Here is a 21,181-nt window from a genome sequence, read left to right as displayed (position 1 = left end):
AATTGCGTAAATGTTACTTCACTCCAGGTTCAGATTTTGAAATTCTTTCAATAATCATTTTGTATTGATAATCTTCTGTGGGATGATTCACATTGAAGTCAGCTCCCTTTACAAGTCCACTGTTGGTGTCTATGGTATAAATTCCTGTTATCATCTTATCAGGATTATTTTCATCATCTTTATAATAGCTTACACTGTAATTAATTTTAGTCTCCGATTGATTAAATTCAATAAGCTGGTACTGCTTTTTGATTTTCCTGTACAATTGAGAATGTAGATCATTCTCCGTTGTCCATGTTTCTCCGGGTTTTACACACTTACTGCTGTATTCCGGCAGAAAAAGATTGACATTGAATAGTTTTTCAACAAAACTCAGAGAATCTTTTTTCACCGGCTTATTTCCAAATTGATCAGTTTTAAATTCAGCTAAGTCTGTGAAATAGCTTACTTTTAAAGGATCTTCCGTATGGTGATTGATCAGTTTGTATCCGTAAGATATCTTAATTGAATCTTTCTCAGTTGAAAAATTAATCTGTGGAGAATTCGTGAAAGAAGTATCATACGTTGCTCTATAAACTACAGCACTATCGCCGTCAAAGCGATAGTGCATGCAAATTTCATCGGATTGTTGACCATTTATAAAAGAAAAAATCAACAACAGGAAACCTGGTAAAAATAATTTCACTTTTTGTTATTTATCCTATCTCAATACCGTTTTCTACATTGCTGTCATCCGGTGTTACGAAAGATAGTTTTCCGTCCGGTTTGGTCGTTAATAAGAACATTCCCTGAGACTCAATTCCTCTGATTTTTCTCGGAGCAAGGTTCAGTAAGATCATTACCTGCTTACCGATCAGTTCTTCCGGAGTGAAGCTTTCTGCAACCCCTGAAACAACCGTTCTGATATCAACACCTGTATCTACTTTAAATTTGAGTAATTTATCAGCTTTTTCTACTTTCTCAGCTTCCAGAATAGTAGCTGTTCTAAGGTCTATTTTAGCAAAATCATCAAAAGAAATCTCTTCTTTCATAGGGTTGGCGTTAGGGTTTGTTTTTTTATTGTTTTGTTTGGTCTGCTCTAGTTTTTCAATCTGAGCTTCAATGACGCTGTCTTCAATTTTTGAGAAAAGAAGTGGTGCTTTCTCTACAATCTGATGTCCTGCTTCAATTAGAACTTTCGAGTTTTCTAATGAAGTCCAATCTAGTTGTTCAACATTGAATATATCGTAGATTTTTTGAGCAGTGAAAGGAAGGAATGGTTCCGCTAAATTTCCTAATGCAACTGCAACTTGAGCCCCAATAAATAATGTATGTTTAGTTTTTTCAACATCAACTTTGATTGTTTTCCAAGGTTCTTCATTTTGAAGATATTGATTCCCAAATCTAGCTAAATTCATAAATGCTGATAAAGCATTTCTAAATTCATAATTTTCAAGGAAATTTTTTACCTCTGATGCTCTTTTACTAATTTCTTCAAGTTCAGGAGCATTAATATCACCTTCAGGAACTTTTCCTTCAAAGTCTTTATTAATTAAAACAGCAACTCTATTGATAAAGTTCCCGAAAATACCTACCAGCTCAGAATTATTTTTAGTCTGGAAATCTTTCCATGTAAAATTATTATCCTTTGTTTCCGGAGCAGATGAAAGAAGTGCATATCTTAAAACATCCTGCTGTCCCGGGAATTCTTCTACATATTCATGTGCCCATACCGCCCAGTTTCTCGACGTTGATATTTTATCGTTCTCAAGATTCAGGAATTCGAATGCAGGAACATTTTTCGGCATAATGTAATCACCGTGAGCCTTCATCATCGCAGGGAAAATAATACAGTGGAATACAATATTATCCTTTCCGATGAAATGAATCAGATCACTGTTTTCGCTCTGCCAGTAATCTTTCCAGTCTTTTCCGTTCTTCTCTGCCCATTCTTTGGTAAATGAAATATATCCGATAGGAGCATCAAACCATACATAAAGCACTTTCCCCTCCGCATTTGGAAGCGGAACAGGAACTCCCCAGTTCAGGTCTCTGGTCATGGCACGTGGTTTCAGGCCGTCATTCAGCCATGATTTTACCTGACCGTAAACATTAGGTTTCCAGTCGTCTTTGTGGCCTTCAATGATCCATTCGTTCAGGAAATCTTCATATTCATTTAAAGGAAGATACCAGTTTTTGGTGTCTTTAAGGATCGGAACATTTCCGCTCAACATAGATTTCGGATTAATCAGTTCTGAAGGGGATAGAGTAGATCCACACTTTTCGCACTGGTCTCCGTATGCATTTTCATTCCCGCAGTTCGGGCATGTTCCTACAATATATCGGTCTGCCAGGAATTCTCCGGCCTGCTCATCAAAATACTGTTCGGAAATCTCTTCCGTAAATTTTCCTTTCTCATAAAGGACTTTGAAGAAATCCTGGCTGGTTTCGTAATGCTTTTTAGAGGTTGTTCTGGAATATTCATCAAAGGAAATTCCCAGATCTGAAAAAGACTTTTTAATGATTTCATGGTACTTATCCACGATATCCTGAGGTGTTACCCCTTCTTTTTTTGCTCTGATGGTAATAGGAATCCCGTGCTCATCCGATCCGCAGATAAACGCTACCTCTTTTCCTAATCTTCTTTGAAATCTTGCGTAGACATCCGCAGGAATATATACACCTGCCAAATGTCCTATATGAACCGGTCCGTTTGCATAAGGCAAAGCTGCCGTAATCATCTTTCTGTTTGACATTTTATAGTAAAGTTTTAACTGCAAAGATAAGCATTATCTCACGAAAACTGTCTAAACTTCCCTTATAATAAGTTTTTCGCCGTAATGAGAGGGTTTCATGTTAAGTTTAGTTAAACAAATGTTTAACAAAATGTTAATATTCAGCATGTATTATGCTTAGCATATATTGGTGTAATGATCTGTAAAACAGAAGTTTCGTTTTAAATAGTCAAATAATTTACATAAAATTATCCAAATTTTCAATAATATTATAATAATTCTAATTTTTTTATAAATTGCAAAACTGTTAACACAGCTTTTTAAAACGAAACTAAAAAAACGATATTGTGAAAAATTTTACTACGGTATTAAAAATTGCGCCTGCTTTTTTATTGGCCAGTTCAATAATACATGCGCAGACACAAGATTCTGTAACTAAGGAGAAAAAGATTGAAGAGGTTGTTCTGATTGGATATGGAAAACAGAAAAAAACAGACTTAACCGGTTCCATCACTGCTTTATCTACAGCAGATTTTAATAAAGGGGCAGTCACTACTGCGGAAGGTCTCATCAACGGTAGATCTTCAGGTTTGGTGATTACTCAGTCGGGAACACCCGGAAATGAAGCTACGATAAGGATCAGGGGAGGATCGTCTCTGAATGCCAACAATGATCCGCTTTTGGTAGTGGATGGTTTACCGCTGGACGGAGTCTCGTTGTCCACAATCAACCCAAATGATATTGAGTCTTTTTCCATTCTGAAGGATGCAGCGTCTACAGCCATTTATGGTTCCAGAGGTTCAAACGGGGTTATCCTTATCACAACAAAGAAAGGAAGTAAGAGACTTCGTGTTTCACTGAATGCGTTTACTACGGTAAATACCCTCGCCAAAAAAATCAAAGTGTACTCCGGAGATGAGTTCAGAAGTATCATCAACCAGTATGCCCCGGAAAAGGCTAACTTACTGGGAAATTCTGATACGGACTGGCAAAGAGAAATTTTCAGAACATCAGTAACTTCAGATATTAATGCTTCCGTGTCAGGAAGCCTGTTTGGAAAAGTTCCGGCCCGTTTTTCCGTAGATAATATGGATAATTCCGGATTGCTGATGACTTCCAGATTCAGAAGAACTACGGCCAATTTTGCATTAAGTCCTAATTTCTTTGATGATCATCTTAAATTTAATATTACAGGAACTTACTCCTATACTTTTCAGAATAAAGCCAACGAGGATGCTATAAAGAATGCACTTTCTTATGACCCGACGCAGGCAGTATATGATGCAAATTCCCCTTACGGAGGATACAGAGAATGGATTGCCGGGACCAACAGACCAACAGGTACTGCGAACCCTGTCAGTATGCTTGTGAACAAACATGATGTTCAGAATTTCAAAAGATTTTTCGGAAACATCAATATGGATTACAAATTCCATTTCCTTCCGGAGATGAGATTGATTGTCAATGCAGGTCTGGACAGTAAAGAACTGGATGGGCATGTGACTACCAATAAGTATTCTAGAAACGGATACTATTCCGTTAAAAATATATTCGATTTCTACGGAGAAGATTCCTATTCTGATGAAAGCATCTTGAACAAAAATGCCAACGTGCAGTTGAACTACAACAGAACTTTTGGAAAATTCAACATCGAAGCGATGGGAGGATATGAGTACCAGAACTATCATAAAGTAAGTTCATCCTCAGGTAATACCCTCTTGTACGGACTGGATCCTGATAATAATTTCTATAATCCCGATTCTAAACCGGATGTTAATTTACAGGCCTTCTTCGGAAGATTAAACCTCGGATTTGCCAGCAAATACTTACTTACCATTAACTACAGAAGAGACGGATCTTCACGTTTCAGTAAAGATAACCGATGGGGGAACTTTGGAGGAATTGCCGCAGCATGGAAAATTTCAGAAGAAAGCTTCCTGAAAGGTAATAATGTGCTGTCAGACTTAAAGTTAAGAGCCAGTGTCGGGAAAACCGGGCAGCAGGATATCGGGGTATACAGCTATGATTATTTTAAAACCTATAATACTTCCACTACCTTATATTATCAGTTCGGAGATCAGTTTTACCAAATTTCAAAAGCAAACGGATATAACCAGAATCTGAAGTGGGAAGAGAGTGTAAAATATAATTTAGGACTTGATTTTGGTTTTGTTAATAACAGAATCAAAGGAACCCTGGATTTTTATATGGCAGATACCAAAGACCTTTTGTCTATAGTACCGGAAGGGCCTCTTGAAAACCTGAGAATTTTAGGGCCTAAAAATATTGGAAAATTACAGTCCAAAGGGATTGATCTTGGATTGGATGTAAAAGCTGTTCAGAAAGAAAACTTTACTCTGAATTTCAACTACAATCTATCCTATAATCATATCAACATCAAGGAACTGGAAGTTAACGGAATTGATAAAGGTGGAGTAGGTCTGGGAGGTTTTGTTCAAACGTTCAGAGAAGGATATTCTCCTTATGCTTACTGGGTTTATCAGCAGATTTATGATGCTAACGGAAGACCGGTACAGGGAGCATATGTAGACCGTAATGGAGATGGCCAGATCACTTCTGCAGATAAATATAACTATAAAAAACCTCAGGCTGATGTTACTATGGGTCTGATGGTGAATGCTACAGCAGGTAAAAACTGGGATTTTTCTATGGGCTGGAGAGCAAGTTTAGGAAACTATGTCTATGACAGAATTTCTGCGGACAGAGCGCAGCTGGGGAATATCAATAATACAATTGACGGAACCATTAATAACTCTCCTGTGGATTTTAATTCAACCCTTTTCTCCGAACAGCAGAAAATGTCTGATTATTATCTGAAAAACGGAAGCTTCCTGAAGCTTGATAATGTAACGGTAGGATACACATTCGGCAAGTTTATAGGAAATAATTCCTCATTAAGACTTTATGCAGCCGCTCAAAACGTTCTTGTGATCACCAAATACAAAAATATTGATCCGGAAGTATTTGAAAATGGAATCGACAGTTCAATTTATCCGAGAGCCAGAATGTTTACTCTAGGTATTAATGCTAATTTTTAATCCCCCTTTACAATGAAAACCAATACAATAAAAATATCTAAAATAAGGAATCTAGCCATTGCAGGTTTTTTTCTTTTCACAACATCATCCTGTTTAAATGATCTGGATGTAAAAGTAAATGACGATGAATTATATACATCAGAACAATTCTATGCAAATCCTGCTTCTTATAAACAGTTTTTAGCCAAAATATATGCCGGTCTGGCTGTAACAGGACAAAAATCGGCCAACGGTGAATCTGACCTGGGGAATGAAAGTGATGGGGGACCTAATGAAGGATTTTCCCAATATCTGAGAGGATACTGGCAATTGCAGGAGCTTACAACAGATGAAGCCATTATTGCATGGGGAGAAAGTGACAACCCTACCATAAGAGACCTGAATTTTAATACATGGAACGCAGATAATGTCTTTAATGAAGCTTTTTTTGCAAGAATATTTTTCCAGATAAGCCTTGTGAATGAATATTTGAGAGAAACAACAGACGAAAAGCTGGCTTCAAGAGGAGTTGCTGACGATTTAAAAGCTCAGATCAAAACATACAGGGCAGAAGTAAGGTTTTTAAGAGCATTGTCTTATTACCATGCGATAGATATTTACGGTAAAATGCCTTTTGCCACAGAAAATGACCCATTGCAGGTAAAGCCTGTCATGCAGTCAAGAGATTTTATGTTCAATTACGTTATTAATGAATTGAATGCTATTGAAGGTGAATTGCCGGCTCCAAGAGCAAATGAATACGGAAGAGCAGATAAAGCCGCCGTTTGGATGCTGAAGGCAAAATTATACCTTAATGCCAAAGTTTATGTTGGAACAGATAAAAGCACGGAAGCATTGGCAGAAGTGGAAAAAGTAATCGGTTCTTCTTATAAAGTTGCTCAGATTCCATATGCTAACCTTTTTAAAGCGGATAACAATACGAATGGAGCTCAGGAGGAAATTATTTTCCCTATTGCTTTTGACGGAATTAAAACCAGAACATTTGGTGGAACTACGTATCTTATTCATGCAAGCTGTACCAATGAAGTGGGAGTAACACTCGGAATTGATTTCGGATGGCAAGGGTTCCGTGTAAGACAGGAATTTATGCAGTCTGCCGGAAATACCGATCCAAGATTAATGAAAGTACCCGGGAATACAGATCCTGCTTCCATCTCAGATTATTCAAAATTTGAGCAGGGAACAAAACTTACTAAATTCTCTAATAAAACGTCAACAGGTGCCAACGGAAGTGATGCCAATTTTACAGATGCAGATTTTCCATTATTTAGAGCCGCAGACGCTTATCTGATGTATGCTGAGCTTGCCGTAGTGAATGGAAAAGGAAGCATGGCCACCGCGTTGAATTACATCAATGCACTTAGAACAAGAGCTTCTGCGCCAACCGTACAGCAATCAGCATTAACACCTGATTTTATTCTGAACGAAAGAGCAAGAGAGCTTTATTGGGAAGGATACAGACGTCAGGATTTGATCCGATTCGGAAAATACCTTTCAGGGTATACATGGCAGTGGAAAGGCGGCAGTATGAATGGCGGAAATCTGGCCGATTACAGATTGCTTTTCCCGATACCTAACAAGTACCGTAATTTAAATCCTAATTTATCCCAGAATCCTGGTTATTAAAAAAAACGACAAAATGAAAAATATTTTTAAAATATGGATAGCTCTTTTCGTAGGAGTTTTGGCCGTTTCCTGTGATAAAGATGAGGATCGCGCCGTAATCAGTGAAACGACAGCCGCAAAAGTATCGGCAGACAAAAATGCGGTGGTGCTCGATGAATTGAAAGGAAGTGAAACCGCTATCACATTTGCGTGGACAAAAGCAGGTTTTAATATAGCTTCTGTTCCTGCACAGCAGATAGAATTTGCCATTAAAGGAACGGGTTTTAAGAACAGTACCGTTTTTAATTTCGATAAAGATGCTGTAACAGGAGGAATCACCCATTCCGTACTGAATAGCTTAATGTTTAATATAGGAGCGGTGGCCAATACAGCTACTGATGTTGAAGCAAGGCTTAAAACCTTAGTGGGAACTGCTGCATTTTATTCAAATGTAATAGATCTTAAAATAACGCCGTTTACTCCTAATCCTGATATTATTTATCCTAAAATCAATGTACCGGGTGCTTATGCAGGAGCAGCAGGCTATGCAAGCTGGGCTCCGGGGAATACAGCCAATCTTTTCTCTCCTGAAAAGGATGATAAATACAGAGGATTTATATGGATCAGCAATGCTACAGGAGATAACGGGAAGTATAAATTTACTATCAATCAGGACTGGCCGGGAAATAAAGGAGATGACGGAACCAAAACCGGAAAACTGGTTTTAGATGGATCAGATATCGCACCAGCTACAATAGGAACTTACTATTTGAAAGTGGATTGGGCTGCGAATACCTATTCCTCAGTGCTTGCCAACTTTGGAGTGATCGGAGATGCTACGCCAACAGGATGGGGCTCAGATACTGATTTTGTATACAATCCGGCTACAAAAACATATGTTATCAGTTCTATCATACTGAGTAACTCTGGAGTGTTTAAATTCAGAGCGAATGATGATTGGGTGCTGAAATTCCAGCCGAAAAAAGATGAGCAGACTTTGGCTTCAGGAAAAGCGGTACAAAGCTATTTCAGTGCTGAAGGTACGGTGGATGGTGATCCTAACTACAAAGTATCCGAGTCAGGAAACTACAAAATAGAGCTGGATCTTCATAATTCAGCATATTACAAATTAACCGTTACAAAGTTATAAAACATACTAATTAAGTTGATAAAGTGTTGCTTTACCGCAGCACTTTATCTATTTTTAAAGTTTATAAATAGTCATTATGAAGAAAATTACAGTTGGAGCAGTATTGCTCTCAATGATGTTCGTGGGGGTGAAAGCACAGTCTTTAAAATCACCGGATGGAAAGTTTGAAATGAACTTTCAGCTGAAAGAAGGAGTACCGTATTACAATCTGAAGTATAACGGGGCTGTGGTGGTAGAAGATTCTAAATTAGGATTAAGATTATTTAAAGACTCAGCCGTTAAATTCGCATCCGAAATTGCAAAACCGGAAGATGCTAAGTTTGACCTGAACAACGGATTCACCAAAAAGGATGAAAAACGTGATTCTAAAAACGAAACCTGGCAGCCTGTTTTAGGCGAAAAGAAAAATTATATCAATCACTACAACGAACTGGCAGTTACGCTGGATCAGGCTTCTACAAGCAGAAGCATCGTGGTGAAATTCAGACTTTTTAATGATGGTCTTGGTTTCAGATACGAATTTCCGCAGCAGAAAAACCTGAACTATTTCGTGATCAGAGAAGAAGATTCCGAGATAGATTTTCCTACCGATATGAAAGCCTGGTGGATGGTGGCAGACTACGATTCCCAGGAATACCAGTATCAGGAAACAAAAATCTCAGAAATCCCTTCCAGATGGGACAAAGCATTCGATGCCAATGCCTCTCAGAAATTGGTGAAAAATGCCGTTCAGTCTCCGCTAATGCTTAAAAAAGAAGGGAAAGAGCCTTTATATGTCAACGTTGCAGAAGCAGCGGTTTTAGATTATCCGGCTTCCCACTTGGAAGTGGACGCTCAGAATTTTAAATTCAAAACCCATCTTACCGCAGACAGACAGGGTGCAAAAGGATATATCCAGACGCCATCTGTAACGCCATGGAGAACCATTATTGTTTCCCCGAAAGCGGAGGAGGTAATGGATTCTAAAATGATTTTCAACCTGAACGAACCTACAAAATATACAGATACCTCTTATATTCATCCTACCAAATACATGGGAGTATGGTGGGAAATGATCATCGGGAAATCTCAATGGGCTTATTCTACCGCGGAAAACGTTCATCTGGATACCACAGATTTTTCAAAACTTACTCCGAATGGAAAACATGCTGCCAACAATACAAAAGTTAAAGAATATATCGACTTTGCGGCAGAAAACGGTTTCCAGGGATTACTGATCGAAGGCTGGAATATCGGTTGGGAAGACTGGTTCGGTCATTCCAAAGAATTTGTTTTTGACTTTATCACTCCATACCCGGATTTCGATATCAAAATGCTGAACGAATATGCTCATTCAAAAGGAATCAAGCTGATCATGCATCACGAGACTTCAGGTTCTGCCACGAACTATGAAAGATGGGCCGATAAAGCTTTCCAAACAATGAATAAATATGGCTATGATGCCGTGAAAACAGGATATGTAGGAGATATTATCCCTAGAGGAGAACACCATTATTCCCAGTGGACAATTAACCATTATTACAGAATTGCTGAAAAAGCAAACGAGTATAAAATCATGGTCAATTCTCACGAATCCGTACGTCCTACAGGGGAAAGCCGTACCTATCCGAACTATATTTCCGCAGAAGCAGCCAGAGGAACCGAGTATGAAGCCTTCGGAGGAAATAAGCCGGATCACCAGACCGTTCTTCCTTTTACAAGATGGATGGGAGGGTCTATGGATTATACGCCGGGGATTTTCCAGACGAAGTTAGACTATTATTTTCCTAATGATAAGCGTTTCGTAAAAACTACGCTGGCAAAACAGCTTGCTTTGTATGTAACCATGTATATGCCTCTTCAGATGGCGGCGGATCTTCCAGAGAACTATAAAAAGCATATGGATGCATTCCAGTTCATCAAGGATGTTGCGGCAGATTGGGACGATACGAAGATCCTTTCTGCTGAGCCGGGAGATTATGTCATTACAGCCAGAAAGGCAAAAGGAACTGAAAACTGGTTCGTAGGAGGTATTACAGACGAGAATAAGCGTGAATATACCGTAGATTTCTCTTTCCTGGACAAAGGAAAAAAATATGATATTACCGTTTACGAAGATGGAAAAGATGCAGATTATATTGATAATCCTCAAAGCTATAACATCTACAAAAAACAGATCACCAGCAAATCTAAATTGAATTTCAAAATGGCCAGAAGCGGAGGTTTTGCGATTTCCGTTAAGCCTGTCAATTAGAAGCTGAATTGATATATGGGTGATGCCCCGGTTCATTCTACATTAGGAAAATGATCCGGGGCATTTACTTTTTTATTCAGCAAAATCTGGCTTTTTTCATCCTATTTTCAAAATATAATATTAAATTGAAATCAGATCCTGAATTATGAAAAAAATTTACGCTGTATTTGCACTTTCAATAGCTGCAATGGCTTTTTCCCAGACCAAACCTTTAGAAAAGATAGAGCCTGCTTTCTGGTGGAAAGGAATGAAGAATCCTGAACTGCAGATTTTGGTATATGGAAAAGATATGGCCCAAAATGACATTGAACTTTCCGATGGAATCCAGATAAAAGACCTCAAAAAGGTAGAAAACCCAAACTATGTTTTTATTACCGTCAATACCAATGAAATCAATGTTCCGAAGTTTAACATCCATATTAAAAAAGGGAAAGAAAATATAAATTCCTATTCTTATGAGCTTAAAGAAAGAGTTCCCGGATCAGCAGACCGCGAATCTTTCACCTCAAAAGATGTCATGTATCTCATTATGCCGGACCGCTTTGCCAACGGTGATGAAAAGAATGATTCCAGACCGGATCTGATTGAAAAAGCTGACCGGAAATCGCCCAATGGGAGACATGGAGGAGATCTCCGCGGAATTATCAATAATCTCGATTACCTCCAAAATCTGGGGGTAACATCTGTCTGGCTTACACCCGTTAATGAAGACAATGAAAAAGTCTATTCTTACCACGGATATGCCCAGACCGATCTTTATAAAATTGATGGCCGCTATGGCACTAATGAAGACTACCGCGAGCTTTCGCAGAAGCTGAATCAGCGGAAAATGAAGCTAGTGATGGATTATGTGACCAACCACTGGGGAATTTCACACTGGATGGTTAAAGATCCGCCTTCCAAAGACTGGATTCATTGGTTTGATGAAGGAAAAAATGGTTTTTACCGCTCCAATTATAAAACAACCACACAATTTGATACCAACGCATCAGACATTGACAAGAAATATGCACTTAACGGATGGTTTGATACTACAATGCCTGATATCAACCAAAAAAATCCGTTGGTTTTAAAATATCTTACCCAAAATGCAATATGGTGGATAGAGTATGCCGAACTGGGTGGTTTACGGGTAGATACCTATCCATACAACGATAAAGAAGCGATGGCCGCCTGGGCAAAAGCCATTACCGATGAATATCCGAAATTCAATATCGTTGGAGAAACATGGCTAAATACAGCCGGACAGATTTCGGCATGGCAGAAAAACTCAAAAACGGGAGAAGCAGCCGGCTACAATTCAAATCTTCCCTCTGTGATGGATTTTATGTTGTTCTCGGATATGCCCAAAGCCCTTAAAGAAAAAGAAAGCTGGGATGCCGGAATGATTAAACTTTATAATGTTTTTACTAGCGATTTCCTTTATCCTGACATCAATAATCTCCTTGTTTTCTTTGAAAATCACGATACGGAAAGATGGAATGAAATCTTTAACGAAGATCCGAAAGCATACGGCATGGCATTGACGCTTATTTCTACAGTCCGCGGCATTCCGCAGATCTATTACGGTTCAGAAGTAGGAATGAGAGGAAATAAGACCAAACATGGCGATGCAGATATCCGGAGAGATTTTCCCGGAGGATGGAAGTCAGATACTCAAAATGCTTTTAATCCTTCATCTCAGACTCCGAAGCAGAAAGAATTCTATGACCTTACCCAGCGTTTATTGAACTGGAGAAAAGGAAAAGAGGTGATTCATAACGGAAAAACTAAAAATTACGTTCCCCAGAATGGTATTTTTACCTATTTTAGATATAACGATAAAGAAAGCGTAATGGTCATCATCAATAATAATAAAAAAGATCAGATTTTAGACCTAAAACGTTTTGCGGAATCACTGAAAGGAGCTGTAAATGGGAAGGATATTATTTCGGGAAAGGTATTTTCTATGGAAAACAGTCTGTCCGTGCCTGCAAAAACTTCGTTGATCATCGAACTTCAAAACAAAAATTAATTATACAATGAAAAGAATATCAATCATTTTTACATTAACCTTATTATTAATAGGCTTTACAGGCGTTTCAGCCCAATCAAAATTCGAAAAAGACAAAGCAGCAATAGCCACTATGCTCGACGGTTTCAACACCGCTGCTGCCAACGCCGACTTCACTGCCTATTTCAATTATTTTGCAGATGAATCTACATTTATAGGTACTGATGCTACAGAAGTCTGGGACAAAAAAGCATTTATGGTGTGGGCAAAACCCTATTTCGACAAAAAGAAAACCTGGAACTTCACTTCTCTTAAAAGAAACATCTATTTCAGTAAAGACGGAAAGCTGGCATGGTTTGATGAGCTTTTGGATACCCAGATGAAGATCTGCAGAGGCTCAGGTGTAGTAGAAAAAATAAACGGAAGCTGGAAGGTAAAGCAATATGTACTTTCCGTAACGGTTCCCAATGATGTGGTGGACAAAGTAGTATCAGAAAAAGCAGCTCTTGAAGATGCTTTAATAAAGGAATTAAAGAAACACTGATGAAACATTCCAACACCTCACTTTCACAAAAAATAAAGCCTGATCTTTCCATGCCTCAGATCATCAATATGAGCATGGGATTTTTGGGAATTCAGATGGCTTTCGGGTTGCAGAACGGCAATGCAAGCCGTATTCTGGCCAATTTGGGCGCTGATGTTCATGAACTGTCATGGTTCTGGCTGGTGGCACCTGTTACCGGGCTCATTGTTCAGCCCATCATCGGGCATATGGGAGACAATACCTGGAGTCCGCTGGGGAGACGGAAGCCTTACTTTTTAATTGGTGCTGTTCTCTGTGCATTGGGACTTGTACTTCTTCCGAATGCAGCTACAGTTACCCACATGTTTGCAGCAAATGCATTGCTTTTAGCGGTTGTATTTCTGGCTATGATGGATGCTTCAATTAATGTGGCCATGGAACCATTTAGGGCATTGGTAGGAGATATGCTTCCGAAACATCAGGCAACAATCGGGTTTTCTGTTCAGACTATTTTAATTGGAATTGGGGCGGTTATTGGCTCTGATTTACCGAATTGGTTAACAAAATTAGGGGTTTCAAATGTGGCTCCAAAAGGGTTTGTAGCAGATAATGTGATTTATGCATTTTATATTGGAGCAACAGTTTTGATTCTGTCAATTGTATATACGATAGTTACCACTAAAGAATATTCTCCTGAGGAATTTGCATCATTTGAAGACGGAAAACCGGTTGTAAAAAATGAATCTAAACTCTCAGATATTTTTAAAGATTTTAGAAATGCGCCTTCTCAAATGAAAAAGCTAGGAATTGTTCAGTTCTTCTCATGGTTCGCATTATTTACAATGTGGGTTTTCACAACAAGTGCTTTGGCAACTCACCATTTTGGGCTTTCACCTGAAGATACCCATTCTGCAGAATTTAATAAAGCAGGAGATTTAACGGGAAGCTTATTCGGAAGTTATAATTTCTACGCGATTTTCTTTGCATTTGCTTTGACTCCAATTGCGAAATTTATCGGTAAAAAACAGACGCATGCTCTGGCTTTAGCCTGTGGTGGATTGGGTTTGATCTCAATGTATTTTATTAAAGATATTCATAGTCTATGGATCTCAATGGTAGGATTGGGCTTTGCCTGGGCAAGTATTTTAGCAATGCCCTATGCAATGCTGATTGATTACATTCCCCAAAAGAAAATGGGAGTGTATATGGGTATTTTCAATTTTTTTATTGTAATTCCACAAATTATTAATGGTCTTTTTGGAGGTCCAATTGTAAGCGGCATTTTTGGAAAACAAGCCATAGACTATATTGTAGTCGGTGGGGTATGCATGCTCATTGGAGCCGTTGTCACCATGATATTTGTAAAATCGGACAATGATACCCCTAAGCAGATTGAAGGGGAAATTAAGCAGGTACATTTTTAGAGAAGAAGTTAGAAATTAGAAGTTAGAGGTTAGAAGAAAGAAGAAGGAAGAAGGAAGAAGGAAGAAGGAAGAGAGAACTCTGATACTATTTTATATCAATAGAACACGATAAAATTCAATAGGAGCGGGCTAAAGCCCGCTTTTAAAATTAATTATGCAATAACGGTTTTAGCCAAAACCTAAAATACCTACCCTTTCATTCTCAATCAATAAAACAATAACTTACACCATTTTATCTTCGATAAAATCCTTGCGCCTTAAAAACAGCTTTTTGTATATTCCTTGCGCCCATTGCGTTTAACAAAAAATCAATCCATCTCAATAAAAATTCAATAGGAGCGGGCTTTAGCCCGCTTTTAAAATTAATCACATCAATAACGGCTTTAGCCAAAATCTAAAATCAATCAAAAAGAAAAACATAGATAATAGAAATTCATCCAAAATTCACAACCTCATTATTTATACAATCAATTGAAATTTAATATTTTATTAAGCAAGTCCGTATTTTAATTCTCTACCTTACATCAACTAAAACAGAGAAAAATGTATGACATTATCATCATAGGAAGCGGGGCAGGAGGCTCAATTATCGCATACAAACTGGCGGATACGGGAAAAAGAATTCTTATTGTAGAAAGAGGAGATTTTGTTCCTGTAGAAAAAGAAAACTGGGATTCCGAAGAAGTTTTTGAAAAAAATAGATATACCACAACAGAGCTCTGGCTGGATAAACATGGGAAACCTTTCCGTCCGGGAATGCATTACAACGTTGGCGGAAATACTAAGTTCTATGGAGCTGCTCTGTTCCGTTTAAGAGAAGAAGATTTTAAAGAAATAAAGCATTATGGCGGAATTTCTCCTGCCTGGCCTATCACATATGAAGATTTGAAGGAGTATTACCTTGAAGCGGAGACGCTTTTTCATGTTCACGGAAAGAGAGGGTCAGATCCTACGGAGCCTTTTGATTCAGAACCTTATCCTAATGCGCCTTTACCGCACGAACCCAGAATTCAGGAAATTGTTGACGAATTACAGAATTACGGTTTACATCCTTTTGAATTACCGATCGGAGTTAATTTTAAACCTCACGAAACAGTCAATGCTCCATACATTCTTGACCGTTTTGATGGTTTTCCCGATGCTGCAGAGAGAAAAGGGGATGCTCATCTCTGTTCACTGGCGAAAGCGATGGAATATCCTAATGTAGATCTTATGACCAATACAAAAGTGTTGAAAATCAATACAGACAGTTCGGGGTCCAGAGTTTCGGAAATTCTTGTCGAGCAAAATGGTGAAACAAAAACAATAAGCTCAGACCTTCTGATACTTTGTGCTGGGGCAATTAATTCAGCGGCTTTATTGTTGGAAAGCAAAAACGAACACTTTCCAAACGGGTTGGCTAATACTTCAGATCAGGTAGGGCGAAATTATATGTTTCATCAGAATACGGCATTGGTGGCTTTATATACGGAGCCCAATCCTACCAAATTCGGAAAAACATTCGGAATTAATGATTTTTACCATGCCAATAGAGGCTATGAATTTCCATTGGGACATATTCAGATGCTAGGGAAATCGGACGAGCATCAGATCAAAGCAGACAGCCCTGTTCCGGCTCCCGGATTTACTTTTGAATTAATGGCAGAACATGCTGTTGATTTCTGGCTTACTTCAGAAGATCTGCCGGACCCTGAAAATCGAGTAACTGTTGAAGACGGACAAATTAAAATCAGTTATACATCCAATAATGAGAAAGGACATCACTTTCTGAAGTCCGAATTGATTAAAGCCCTTAAAGAATCAGGTAAATTTGAAAACTTTCTGTTTAAAGGAATCTACTTCAGCAAGGGAATGGATATTGCCTCTCCTGCCCATCAGAATGGAACGACCAGAATGGGACTGGCTCCGCAGACATCCGTGTTAGATATCTATTGCAAAACACATGATCTGGAAAACCTGTATATCGTAGATGGTGGATTTTTTGTTTCAAGCGGTGCTGTAAACCCTGCTCTTACCATTATTGCCATGGCACTTCGGGTGGGGGAGCATCTTAAAAATAATGTTTTGAAATCATGAATTCCAGGACTGTAAAGATCATTATTGTATTTTTATTAGCCTTTCTGACAGGACTTAATTTTGTCATATTTCCGGCATTGGGAACTGCTTTTACAGATCCTTCACTTTTTGGACTTTCTTCTTCTCAGTTTGGAAATTTGTTTATTCCACAGGTCATCTGTATTATTATTTCCTGTCTTGGAGCTCCGTTTTTGGTTAATAAATGGGGCCCGAAGATAGTTTTGACTGTCGGATTGTTATTAATGATTCTATCAACCGGATCTTTGTGGGCGCTTCAGTATTGTATGCATGGCCCATCTTTATTATTTCCAATATTAATGGTCCTGGTAGCATTTACAGGATCAGGTTTCGGGCTTTCTATTACGACACTGAATCCTTTGGCTGCCAGTTTTTTTGAAAATGACAAGCCTTCTGCAATCTTAATTTTACAGTTTTTAGTAGGTTTGGGAACATCAGCCTCACCTTTAATGATGAATCTGATTGGAGATATCAAAAACTGGATGTACGTCCCGGGATATATATTTGTTGCGGTAATAATCATTTTTATTGTTTTTCTGTTCTTAAAATTAGAAAAAGGAACATTCTTTGAGCTTCCTGAACATTTCAGACTTCCGGCAAAATTATGGATCTTCTTTATAGCAATTGTCCTCTATGGCTTTGTGGAAGGGACCTTTGGAAGCTTTGGAGCCATCATCCTTATCAATCAGGGTGTGGATAGCAGCAAAGCCAGTTTGGGACTGTCCTTATTTTGGGGTGGTATTGCATTGAATCGTCTGTTTTTTGGAATATTTTCAAGAAAAAATAATCTTTCTTATCTGTTTCTTACTTCTCCTTTAATAGTGGCTGTACTCTTGTTTTTATTGATGAAAACAGCTGGTGCAGACAGTATTCTTTTAATAATGTTTGGGATTGGCTTTTTCATGGGCAGTATATTTCCGGGATCTATCGGCTGGGGAACAGTAGAATTTCCCACACTTTCTGTACTGGTCTCCGGATTTTTAATGGCTGCCAATCAAATTGGAACGGGGGTTATGACAAATGTTTTAGGTAATTTTTCCGATAGAACCTCCACTATTTTCTGGTTTCTGATCCTTTGTCTGGTAATGATCTGTATTTTACTCTTTTCTCTGAAAAAGGATTCCAAAATAAACGAAGCTTTTTAGGGATAAGGAATTAGAGGTTAGAAATTAGAAGTTAGAAGTTAGAAGTTAGGAAAGAGAAGATAACAGATGAAATAGACAATATTTTGATATCTATACATAATAAAATTCAATAGGAGCGGGCTAAAGCCCGCTTTTAAAATTAATGATGTAATAACGACTTTAGCCAAAATTTAAAATACCTCCTCTTTCATTTTTCAATAAAACTATAACATCCTCCATTTTATCACAGATAAAATCCTTGCGCCTTAAAATACCCGTAAGAATTATCTTCCTTTTGCGCCATTGCGTTTAACAAAAATAAAAAAGCAATCCATCTCAATAAAAATTCAATAGGAGTGGGCTTTAGCCCACTTATCAAAATAAGCACATCAATCATGGCTTTAGCCAAAATTTAAAATATAAATCCATTGATTATCTATTAACTATACAAGGAGGAGGAAAAGAAAAAATCTCTTCCAATCCAAATAAAATAGCTAATATCAAAGCCCTTTTATCCTTTTGCTTTTTCACCATTTTACCTTTCTTAACCTACATCAACACTTCCAATACGCCTTATCAACTACATTTGTACCATAAAATAATCACAATATGAAAACAGTATATCATAAAGCAGATTCAAGAGGCCACGCCAACCACGGCTGGTTAAACAGCTACCACACATTCAGTTTTGCCAATTATCAGAATAAGGACAGAATGAATTTTGGAGTGTTAAGAGTATTGAATGACGATACTGTTTCACAGGGAATGGGATTCGGAACACACCCTCACAGAGATATGGAAATTATTTCAATTCCTTTGGAGGGAGATCTGGAGCATAAAGATTCAATGGGAACCACTGCCGTTATCAAAAAAGGAGAAATCCAGGTAATGAGTGCGGGAACCGGCGTAATGCACAGCGAATACAACAAAAACAAAGATGAAGCAGTAAAATTTCTGCAGATCTGGGTTTTTCCAAAAGAATTGAATGTAGAGCCAAGATATGATCAGAAAAGCATTATAGAAGGGGAAAAAATCAATGGATTCCAGCAGATTTTATCTCCAAATAAAAATGATGACGGGGTATGGATTCATCAGGATGCATGGTTTAATCTGGCCAATTTTAAAGCTGGGAACGGAAAAAACTATATGCTCAACAAAAAAGGAAACGGAGTGTATGCTTTTGTTTTAAAAGGAAGCGCAAAAGTAGGAGACCGGGTTTTGAATGAAAGAGACGGATTAGGAATCTGGGACACTCAGAGCTTTAATATTGAAGCGGTAGAAGACACGGAAATTCTTTTAATGGAAGTTCCAATGGATCTGCCCGCTTATTTAAAATAAAAAAAGTTTCTATTGTCTGAAGTCTTTCCGATATTTACAGTCAAAATAGAAACAAATCATATACATTAAAAAAATAGATAAAGAATAATGAAAGTTTTAGCAATAGCAGGAAGCAATTCGGATGCTTCAATGAACAGACAGTTAGTAGCCTATGCATCATCACTTTTTAACAATGCAGAAGTGGAAGTTGTAGATCTGAACCCTTTTGAAATGCCTATTTATAAGCACGAAAGAGAATTAGCAGGCGGAGTTCCTCAGCAAGCACACGATTTTGCGGCAAAAATTGACGCAGCAAACCTTCTTTTGGTTTCATTACCGGAGCACAACGGAACCTACTCTACAGCATTCAAAAATGTCTTCGACTGGGTATCCAGAATTAAAGACAGAACGGTATGGAATGAAATACCGATGTTACTGATGTCTACCTCTCCGGGAGGAAGAGGCGGAGCCGGCGTTTTAGAAGCGGCATCGAAGCGTTTCCCGTTCCACGGAGGAAATATTGTAGAAACTTTTTCACTTCCTTTCTTTAATGATAACTTTGATAAAGCGGCTCAGACAATTTCTAATGAAGAGAAAAACAATGAGTTAAAAGAGAAAATCAAGAAGATTGCAGCCATTGAAACGATCCTTGAAAAATAGAATTTGAATATTAATTTAAAATTACTATTTTTGCAAAAAGAAATAAGATGAAAATTCAGACCACTTTTAAAGAATGTTTCTCAGAGAAAGGGAAAACTGTGGGCTCTGAAATTCTGAGATAAAATAACGGCCGATAATCTACCAAGATTGTCGGCTTTTTTGTTTTTTAAAATCAAGTATAAAAAGTAAATAGGTAATGTACCAATTTATCAATGTACCAGTCTAACAATTCAACTTATTGTTACATTAATTAGATTGTTATATTGCTAGATTATTATAAATTATTAAACATGAGCAACACTTACAAATCAGCAGGCGTAGACAAAGAAGAAGGGTACAAAACGGTTGATAAAATCAAAAAAGCAGTTGGTGAAACCCACAATTCAAATGTATTGAACCATTTGGGAAGCTTTGGGGCTTTCTATGAGATCGGAGGATACAAAAATCCGGTGCTGGTTTCAGGAACAGACGGTGTAGGTACGAAGCTTAAAGTAGCTTTGGATACCAAAAAATATGGTTCTATCGGTATCGACTGTTTCGCAATGTGTGCCAACGATATTCTTTGCCACGGTGCAAAACCTTTATTCTTCTTAGATTATCTGGCTTGCGGAAAGCTGGATTCAGAAATTGCTGCTGAGATCGTTCTTGGAATGGTAGAAGCATGTAAGGACAACAACTGTGCACTGATTGGCGGAGAAACCGCTGAAATGCCGGGAATGTACAAGCCTGGAGATTATGATGTTGCCGGATTCTGTGTAGGAATTGTAGAAAAAGACCAGATTATAGATGGTTCTGCTATCAAAGCCGGAAATAAAATTATTGCCCTTCCAAGCTCAGGATTCCACTCCAACGGATTTTCACTGGTAAGAAAAGTATTCCCTGATTTCGAAGAAGAGTTTGAAGGAAAACCATTATACGAAACATTGTTAGTTCCAACAAGATTATATTACAAAGACATTCATAAAGTACTTGAAGAAGTAAAAGTAGGCGGTATTGCCCACATCACAGGAGGTGGTCTTTATGAGAATGTACCAAGAATCATCCCTGAAGGATTATGTGCTTCTATTGACGGTTCGAAAATTAAAGTTCCTACTGTTATGCTTGAATTGGAGAAAAGAGGAGGAGTGTCCCGCGAAGAAATGTTCGGAACTTTCAACATGGGAGTTGGAATGATCATCGTTTTAGATGCTGAACACGCTGAAAAAGTATTACACCTTTTAGATGATGCATACGAAATCGGAGAAATCACGGAAGGAAGCGAGAAAATTAATTTGGCAATATAACA

Annotated in this window: 14 protein-coding genes; 12 read left to right on the top strand and 2 right to left on the bottom strand. The window is 38.1% G+C overall.

Going from position 1 to position 21,181, the window contains the following annotated elements:
* Positions 1-13 precede the first annotated feature (13 nt).
* Entirely contained in the window at positions 14-610 is a 597-nt protein-coding gene (locus tag ACM46_RS14385) for a hypothetical protein (RefSeq protein ID WP_048507372.1), read from the bottom strand.
* An 85-nt stretch (positions 611-695) separates the two neighbouring features.
* Positions 696-2,735 (bottom strand): methionine--tRNA ligase, encoded by a 2,040-nt coding sequence (metG, locus tag ACM46_RS14380; RefSeq protein ID WP_048507371.1) that lies wholly within the window; start codon positions 2,733-2,735, stop codon positions 696-698.
* 326 nt (positions 2,736-3,061) lie between these two features.
* Here metG and ACM46_RS14375 point away from each other — a divergent pair, with 326 nt between their 5' ends.
* The 12 genes from ACM46_RS14375 to purM all read left to right on the top strand — a co-directional run bounded on the left by ACM46_RS14375 (position 3,062) and on the right by purM (position 21,179).
* Positions 3,062-5,773 (top strand): SusC/RagA family TonB-linked outer membrane protein, encoded by a 2,712-nt coding sequence (locus ACM46_RS14375; protein WP_048507370.1) that lies wholly within the window; start codon positions 3,062-3,064, stop codon positions 5,771-5,773.
* Positions 5,774-5,785: 12 nt separating this feature from the next.
* A complete protein-coding gene (locus ACM46_RS14370) occupies positions 5,786-7,399 on the top strand; it encodes a RagB/SusD family nutrient uptake outer membrane protein (RefSeq protein ID WP_048507369.1) in 1,614 nt (537 codons plus the stop codon).
* A 13-nt stretch (positions 7,400-7,412) separates the two neighbouring features.
* Positions 7,413-8,528, top strand: coding sequence for a SusE domain-containing protein (locus ACM46_RS14365; RefSeq protein WP_048507368.1), 1,116 nt, complete (start codon positions 7,413-7,415; stop codon positions 8,526-8,528).
* Positions 8,529-8,604: 76 nt separating this feature from the next.
* The gene (locus tag ACM46_RS14360) at positions 8,605-10,761 is read left to right on the top strand and encodes a glycoside hydrolase family 97 protein (protein ID WP_048507367.1); all 2,157 of its coding nucleotides are present in this window, start codon (positions 8,605-8,607) and stop codon (positions 10,759-10,761) included.
* Positions 10,762-10,906: 145 nt separating this feature from the next.
* Positions 10,907-12,775, top strand: coding sequence for a glycoside hydrolase family 13 protein (locus ACM46_RS14355; protein ID WP_048507366.1), 1,869 nt, complete (start codon positions 10,907-10,909; stop codon positions 12,773-12,775).
* A 7-nt stretch (positions 12,776-12,782) separates the two neighbouring features.
* The gene (locus ACM46_RS14350) at positions 12,783-13,298 is read left to right on the top strand and encodes a nuclear transport factor 2 family protein (RefSeq protein WP_048507365.1); all 516 of its coding nucleotides are present in this window, start codon (positions 12,783-12,785) and stop codon (positions 13,296-13,298) included.
* Positions 13,298-14,701: an MFS transporter gene (locus tag ACM46_RS14345; RefSeq protein WP_048507364.1), complete on the top strand. Its 1,404-nt coding sequence runs from the start codon at positions 13,298-13,300 to the stop codon at positions 14,699-14,701. The genes ACM46_RS14350 and ACM46_RS14345 overlap by 1 nt, the downstream gene beginning before the upstream one ends.
* 543 nt (positions 14,702-15,244) lie before the next feature.
* A complete protein-coding gene (locus ACM46_RS14340) occupies positions 15,245-16,777 on the top strand; it encodes a GMC oxidoreductase (protein ID WP_048507363.1) in 1,533 nt (510 codons plus the stop codon).
* A complete protein-coding gene (locus ACM46_RS14335; protein ID WP_048507362.1) occupies positions 16,774-17,940 on the top strand; it encodes an MFS transporter in 1,167 nt (388 codons plus the stop codon). The genes ACM46_RS14340 and ACM46_RS14335 overlap by 4 nt, the downstream gene beginning before the upstream one ends.
* A 588-nt stretch (positions 17,941-18,528) precedes the next feature.
* On the top strand, positions 18,529-19,257 hold the full coding sequence (locus ACM46_RS14330) for a pirin family protein (protein ID WP_048507361.1): 729 nt from the start codon (positions 18,529-18,531) through the stop codon (positions 19,255-19,257).
* An 87-nt stretch (positions 19,258-19,344) separates the two neighbouring features.
* Positions 19,345-19,896 (top strand): NADPH-dependent FMN reductase, encoded by a 552-nt coding sequence (locus tag ACM46_RS14325; protein ID WP_048507360.1) that lies wholly within the window; start codon positions 19,345-19,347, stop codon positions 19,894-19,896.
* Between the two features lie 290 nt (positions 19,897-20,186).
* Positions 20,187-21,179 carry a phosphoribosylformylglycinamidine cyclo-ligase gene (purM, locus tag ACM46_RS14320; RefSeq protein ID WP_048507359.1) on the top strand — a complete coding sequence of 331 codons (993 nt, stop codon included), beginning with the start codon at positions 20,187-20,189 and terminating at the stop codon, positions 21,177-21,179.
* Positions 21,180-21,181 lie beyond the last annotated feature (2 nt).

Source organism: Chryseobacterium angstadtii (assembly GCF_001045465.1).
GTDB classification, from domain to species: Bacteria; Bacteroidota; Bacteroidia; order Flavobacteriales; family Weeksellaceae; genus Chryseobacterium; species Chryseobacterium angstadtii.
The sequence above is the reverse complement of the archived record's forward strand: the minus strand, read 5'-3'. Positions and strand labels throughout refer to the sequence as shown.